Genomic DNA, 6,200 nt, shown 5'->3' with positions numbered 1-6,200 from the left:
TGACCCGTTTGTTCCGTCAACGAATTTTTAATCGATGATTTTAATACGTAAATGGTGAAGTAAACCGTAAACGTTATTGCGGGAAAACAGAGCGTCTTTGATTTTATTTTTTTCAGGATCGATCGAAAAATGAAGCGCCGTACTTAAATCGGCTTTCTCCAGATTGGTTCCATCGAAAACGGCACCGGATAAATCGCATTGCAGAAAGGAGGCATTGCTGAGATCGGCATTGCTAAAATCGCATTCCTGCAAGGAGCAATTCAGAAATTTCGTGCCTTTCATTTTACGCTGATAAAAAGAAGCCAGGTTTAACTGACAATTCTCAAAGTAAACCGCAAACAGAAATTCTTCGGCATCGTGGAAATGGAGTCCCAATAATTTACAATGATAGAACCGTGCCGATTTTAAGGATGCGTTTCCCAACTTAACCATACTCAGATTACAATCGCGGAATTCGCAATCGGTAAAATGATAACCCGAAAAATTGAATCCGGAAAAATCCATTTTATGGAAGCGGCAGGATTCGTATTCCCCCTTTTTTAAGTCCACTAGCGGAGTCTCTGCAGAGAAATCCTGATCGTAAAATTGTTCTTTCATTGCCTCAAAGTAAGTGAATAAATAGGAATATCCACACGTATCCTGGCATTTACCAACCTGAAAACGATGTGTTTAGGGTCCAATCCGTTCAAAAACAGGCTTTGTTGTTCATTTCACTTTTTTCTTTATATTTGAATCCTTCTATAGAAGATCGTAATGCAATTCTAATAATGTATCAAACGGTACAGTTTAAAATCTCCTACAATTTTCTTCAGTGGCGCCGCTTTTTCACCATGGTGAAGAAAGTAAAATAAAATAATGTTAAACCCTCAGATGGAATTTTTCGAGCGAGGTTCCATCACTGAAAATGCAAATGCTTAACTAAAATGAATAAAGGAACAGTTAAATTTTTTAATACCGCCAAAGGTTTTGGTTTTATTAAAATGGAAAATGGACAAGAAATTTTTGTTCACGTATCAGGTTTAAAAGATGAAATCCGCGAGAATGACGAAGTGGTTTTCGACATCGAAGCCGGTAAAAAAGGAAATAACGCGGTAAATGTCCGTCGCGCTTAATTTATAATTAAAGGACAATTAAAACGATCGCCCCATTGGGGATTAAAAAAAGTACAATGAATAAAGGAACAGTAAAATTTTTCGACGCTACGAAAGGTTTTGGATTTATTAAAGGTGAAAACGGACAAGAAATTTTTGTTCACGTTTCAGGCCTCAAAGATGAAATTCGTGAAAACGACGTGGTAACCTACGAAATTACCCAAGGTAAACGTGGGGATAATGCTATCAACGTACGTTTGGCATAATTCAATCATTCAAAAAAAAAGCCGTATCAATCGATACGGCTTTTTTTTTACCTGTACTTTTTATTCGGAATAGATTTTATCGACATAAGCTTTATATCGCTCCAGAATCAATTTGCGTTTTAACTTGAGCGTAGGCGTCATTTCTCCACTGGCAATTGAAAATTCAGCAGGCAGTAACTCGATTTTTTTCACCTGTTCCCAGTGACCAAATCCTTTGTTGTATTCTTCAATGTCCTGCATAATCCGTTCTTTCACCTGCGGAGAAGCTGCAATTTCTTCGTTCGATTTCAGGTCCAGATTATGTCGACGTGCCCATTCCTGCACCACCGGAAAACAAGGCACCACCAATGCAGCAGGAAACTTTTGTGCTTCACCAATCACCATCACCTGCTCTATAAATTTCGATTCTTTGAATTTGTTTTCCATCGGTTGCGGAGCAATGTATTTTCCACCCGAAGTTTTAAATATTTCTTTTTTACGATCCGTAATTTTTAAGAACTCTTTATCTACAAATTCTCCAATATCACCCGTGTGAAACCAACCCTCTGCATCAATGGCTTCGGCTGTGGCATCCGGACGATTATAATAGCCTTTCATGAGACTCGGACCCTTACATAAAATTTCTCCGTCCTCCGCAATTTTCACTTCTACATTTTCCAGGATTCGTCCCACCGTTCCAATTCGAACACCATCATTTTTTTCGCAGTTAACTGCAATTACAGGCGATGTTTCGGTTAATCCATATCCTTCCATCACAGGAATTCCCGCTGCAAGAAATACGCGTGCGAGTCGTGGCTGAAGTGCGGCTCCTCCCGATGCAATGGCCAATACATTTCCGCCTAAGGCTTCCTGCCATTTTACAAAAACCAGTTTACGCGCAATTTTTAAACGGAAATTATACCACCAGCCATTTCTGTTTCCCGGTTCATATTTTAATCCAAGATTTAATGCCCAGTAAAAAATCATTTTCTTAATGGCACTCGCTTCATTTCCTTTTGCAATAATTTTATCGTATACTTTTTCGAGTAAACGAGGAACAGCAACAAACACCTGCGGTTTTACTTCCTTTAGATTATCACCAACGGTGTCGATCGATTCGGCAAAATAAATGGAAACACCGGTCACCATATACAAATAATGCAACATGCGTTCGTACACGTGACAAATCGGAAGAAAGCTCAGTGATTTTCCTTTTTCATTTACCGGCAAACGGGGAACGCAAGCCAACGCATTCGATACAATATTTTTATGCGTGAGCATTACACCTTTGGGAACACCCGTTGTACCTGAGGTATAAATCAAGGTGGCCAAATCATCTTCCGAGGTACTGCTGATTAAATGGCGCAATTCATTTTCACGCTGTGATGCAGCTTTTTCGCCAAGCGATAAAATTTCGGTCCAGCTTTTTACCCCCGGAATGGGATCGAAGGAATAAATTTCTTTCAGTGAAGGAACTTTATCTTTAATCAACATCACTTTATCGTACAAATCTTTGGAGCTGACCAAACAGATTTTTACCTGCGAGTCGTTAAAAATAAATTCATAATCTTTTTCAGAAGCTGTAGGATAAACCGGAACATCCACGGCACCAATCTGGAGAATGGCCAGATCGGAAATATTCCATTCGGGACGATTATTCGAAATCATAGCCACTTTATCACCCCGGGTGATGCCCAGTTCGAGCAAACCAATACTCATGCGCTCGCTGTATTCGAGGACCTTTGCGGTTGACCATGGAATCCATTTTCCGTTCACTTTCGAAGTGAGCATGTCCTCCTTCGGAAAGTTGTTGAGTTGATGTCGCGGAATATCGAACAATCGTTTCACCTGCTGCATAATCTGAGATATTGATTCTTAAAGCTAAACATTTTTTTTGGCAAAAAATCCGGACTCCCTTCCAGTCCAAATTCGGGTGAAAAAGCAGGTTTTACTCCCCCATTGTTAAAATTCTGACGAAATTTTTTCCTTCCTCGCCGGGCTAGTTTAAAATTAACTTTTGATTACCAACACATTAACCAAACTTCACCTCAATTTTCCTTTTATTTTTTTATGCCGGAAATCTTGCTGATGCTGAGTCTTTTGACTAGATTTATATGTTAAATAATACAGTAGGCCTTCAATTTTTGATGATGCCTGTAACTTTTGATGCATTCAGATGGTTACACGGCTAAAGGCCCCAAAAACAAAACACTTTGAACCGAGCCGAGTATCATAAGGCAGTGAAAGATTACTCAGGAAGACTGTACCGCTTCGTGTACAAGTGCCTGCGTAATTCCGACGATGCCCAGGATATTGTGCAGGACACCTATGCCAAGCTTTGGCAGAACCGGAAAAAAGTGGAAATCGAAAAAGCCAAATCGTGGCTCTTCACGGTAGCGTACAATGGCTTGTTAAACTTCATTAAAACCAGAAACAGAATTGAGCTGGTGGATGAGTACACAAGTCTTGAACCGTACATGGAAGAAGAGTTGCGGATGGAGCTGAAAGAAGTGGTAGATAATTGCCTTGAGCTTTTGCCTCCCATTCAGCGTTCGGTTTTATTGTTGAGGGATCTTGAAGGGTACGAATACAAAGAGATTGGCGATATCCTCAACTTGAATGAGAGTCAGGTTAAAGTCTATCTTTTCCGTGCCCGTCAGAAAATCAAAAATCATTTGAAAGACCTAACTGTATTATCATGAGCAGGATCAACCACGATAACATCGACAAATGGTTGTTCGATTATGTGGAGGGCAACCTCAACGCTTCCCAGAAACGGGAATTGAACAACTTTTTGCAGGCTCATCCGGAATACCAACTCGATTTGGATTCATGGCAACAAGCGAAAACCGGCGATAAAGACGAAGCGGTTATTCCTTATGCATTAGAAGCAGAATTAATGTCGATTGCACAACCCGTAGCATGGAAACGCTATGCTGCCGTTGGTGTATTATTATTAGGAACCGGAATCGGAACTGCGCTTTATTTCGGATCGAACAACGAAACGGTTACGGTAAAAGAAAATCCATCATCACTTGCTGGTCCCGCTCTTGTTTCTGCCAGCTACGAAAAACAGAATTTAAATTCATCGCAAGAACATAATTCGTCCAACGGATCATCTTCTGAAGCGAATGTTGCTACTTCATCACAAAGTGAAAACAACAGCGAAAGAAATGCGTCGGAAGTCCACTTAAATTCCAACAACCGCGTATTTACACACAGTAACAACAATGCATTTCCTCAACACCGTGTGAATGCTACGCTGAATCTGAACCAAACGGAAAATAACACGAACTCCAGCATAGGAGAACCCACTACAAATACTGTCGGAAATGAAACAACACTACTTGCAAACCATTCACAATTCCCGTCAGAAAACACGCAACAGGGAGAGCGCAACAACCACGTCCTCCCTGCATTGCGGCACTCCTTCGATAAGTATCGACCTGAAATCAGAACCGAAGAAAGTGGAGCGTTTATCGGACACACCGCCTTCGATGTTATTCGCGCAGAAGAAGAACTCGCACGACTTGAAGCGATGAAAAGTATTGAGTCGGAAAACGTAGTGCATAAAGAACATCATACCGCTACCAATCCGAAACGCAAAAAATTCCGCGATTCACGAATTGGATTGTACAATACCCGCGATCATCAATTGCTGCAACCCAACAGCAACAACACCGCAGAATTTGCATCCTTCGCCGGATCGAGTGTGAGTCCCGCTTTCTCCATTAACTACAGGAATCAGTGGACCGCTGCCGATCATCAGGTGCAAAGTGGAACCATGGTGTATTCGCAATACAGCAAAAAATTAAACGGAGCATGGGGAATCGGTTTCCACATGGATAATATTGCGCACGGCGTTTATCAAAACACGGAAGCCAGTCTTTATTATTCTCCGAAATTTAAAATCAGCAAAACCTTTTCCATTGAACCGGGAATCGCATTCACCTATTATCAAAATGGAGCAGGCTCAAGCGCACTCAGCCATTTTGGTCGCATTGAACCATTCCAGGGCGTATCCGGATTTCCAACTACTGGTAGTGGCATTACCTCGAACCGCGGATTAGATGCAGCCTTCAGTACATTGGTTAACACCAAATATTTCTACGCTGCAGTAGGTGTGGATCATATTTTACATCCTACCTACAATCTGTATAACATCAGCGAATCGACCTTACCGCTGTTAAGCACCATTGAGCCGACCAAAGTGAAAGTGGTGTTGGGTACCGACTACAAACATTTTCACGAATCGAAATTCAGCGTATCGCCGCAATTGCGTTATACCAAACAAGGCAACATCTCCAGTGTATGGGGCGGAGCGCTTTGTCGTTACGACTGGTTCACTTTTGGTGCAGCAGGTTCGCAGAACGGACAATTCACATCTAGCATTGGAATTATGGCCGGAAGATTCCGCCTGAATTACAATTACGATGTAACCAAATCGTACATGAACGATATTTATTACGGATCACATGAAGTTGCCATGCGCATTAACCTCAACGGTATTTCGCATAAGCAAAAAGCAATTCTTAATCAGGAAAAATAATCAGGGAGGAAAGAACTATGAAAAGAGGTTTACATTATATCGCACTGCTCCTTTTAGGAGTATTGGCAACCGCAGAAGTAAAAGCGCAGGATCCTGAATTCACGCAATTCTTCTCCAACCCACTCTACCTGAATCCCGCTTTTGCCGGATCGAAGCGTTGTCCGAGAATTACCCTGAACTACCGCAACCAATGGCCGGCGCTTTCGGGTACTTTCGTTACCACTTCTGCTTCTTACGATCAGCATGTGGAATCGATTTACGGTGGTATTGGATTATTAGTGACCAACGACAAAGCCGGTGAAGGAACCCTGAATA

7 protein-coding genes are annotated in these 6,200 nt (G+C 41.5%); 5 read left to right on the top strand and 2 right to left on the bottom strand.

Translation table 11 applies throughout. The features are described from left to right. Nucleotides 1-27: 27 nt before the first annotated feature. Nucleotides 28-597, bottom strand: coding sequence for a pentapeptide repeat-containing protein (locus K1X56_14640; GenBank protein MBX7095957.1), 570 nt, complete (start codon nt 595-597; stop codon nt 28-30). 326 nt (nt 598-923) lie between these two features. On the opposite strand from K1X56_14640, the gene K1X56_14635 reads away from it, so the two are divergent. Next, a complete protein-coding gene (locus K1X56_14635) occupies nt 924-1,112 on the top strand; it encodes a cold shock domain-containing protein (protein ID MBX7095956.1) in 189 nt (62 codons plus the stop codon). A 56-nt stretch (nt 1,113-1,168) separates the two neighbouring features. After that, nucleotides 1,169-1,357: a cold shock domain-containing protein gene (locus K1X56_14630; GenBank protein ID MBX7095955.1), complete on the top strand. Its 189-nt coding sequence runs from the start codon at nt 1,169-1,171 to the stop codon at nt 1,355-1,357. Between the two features lie 60 nt (nt 1,358-1,417). Here the strand turns inward: K1X56_14630 and K1X56_14625 are convergent, their stop codons facing one another. Next, complete coding sequence (locus tag K1X56_14625; GenBank protein MBX7095954.1) at nt 1,418-3,193, bottom strand: long-chain fatty acid--CoA ligase; 1,776 nt, start codon at nt 3,191-3,193, stop codon at nt 1,418-1,420. Between the two features lie 356 nt (nt 3,194-3,549). Between K1X56_14625 and K1X56_14620 the strand changes: the two genes are divergently transcribed. The 3 genes from K1X56_14620 to K1X56_14610 form a co-directional block, all read left to right on the top strand. Then, the gene (locus K1X56_14620) at nt 3,550-4,038 is read left to right on the top strand and encodes an RNA polymerase sigma factor (GenBank protein ID MBX7095953.1); all 489 of its coding nucleotides are present in this window, start codon (nt 3,550-3,552) and stop codon (nt 4,036-4,038) included. Beyond that, nucleotides 4,035-5,885, top strand: coding sequence for a PorP/SprF family type IX secretion system membrane protein (locus K1X56_14615; protein ID MBX7095952.1), 1,851 nt, complete (start codon nt 4,035-4,037; stop codon nt 5,883-5,885). Before K1X56_14620 ends, K1X56_14615 begins: the two co-directional genes overlap by 4 nt. Before the next feature lie 17 nt (nt 5,886-5,902). Then, a partial coding sequence (locus K1X56_14610; GenBank protein MBX7095951.1) for a type IX secretion system membrane protein PorP/SprF occupies nt 5,903-6,200 on the top strand: 298 nt, incomplete at its 3' end.

It is taken from the genome of Flavobacteriales bacterium (assembly GCA_019694795.1).
Lineage (GTDB): Bacteria > Bacteroidota > Bacteroidia > Flavobacteriales_D > UBA2798 > UBA2798.
This window is presented reverse-complemented; position numbering and strand designations above follow the sequence as displayed.

Coding starts and splice junctions, on each gene's coding strand:
- K1X56_14640 (MBX7095957.1), bottom strand. CDS start 597: ATGAAAGAACAATTTTACGATCAGGATTTCTCTGCAGAGACTCCGCTA.
- K1X56_14635 (MBX7095956.1), top strand. CDS start 924: ATGAATAAAGGAACAGTTAAATTTTTTAATACCGCCAAAGGTTTTGGT.
- K1X56_14630 (MBX7095955.1), top strand. CDS start 1,169: ATGAATAAAGGAACAGTAAAATTTTTCGACGCTACGAAAGGTTTTGGA.
- K1X56_14625 (MBX7095954.1), bottom strand. CDS start 3,193: ATGCAGCAGGTGAAACGATTGTTCGATATTCCGCGACATCAACTCAAC.
- K1X56_14615 (MBX7095952.1), top strand. CDS start 4,035: ATGAGCAGGATCAACCACGATAACATCGACAAATGGTTGTTCGATTAT.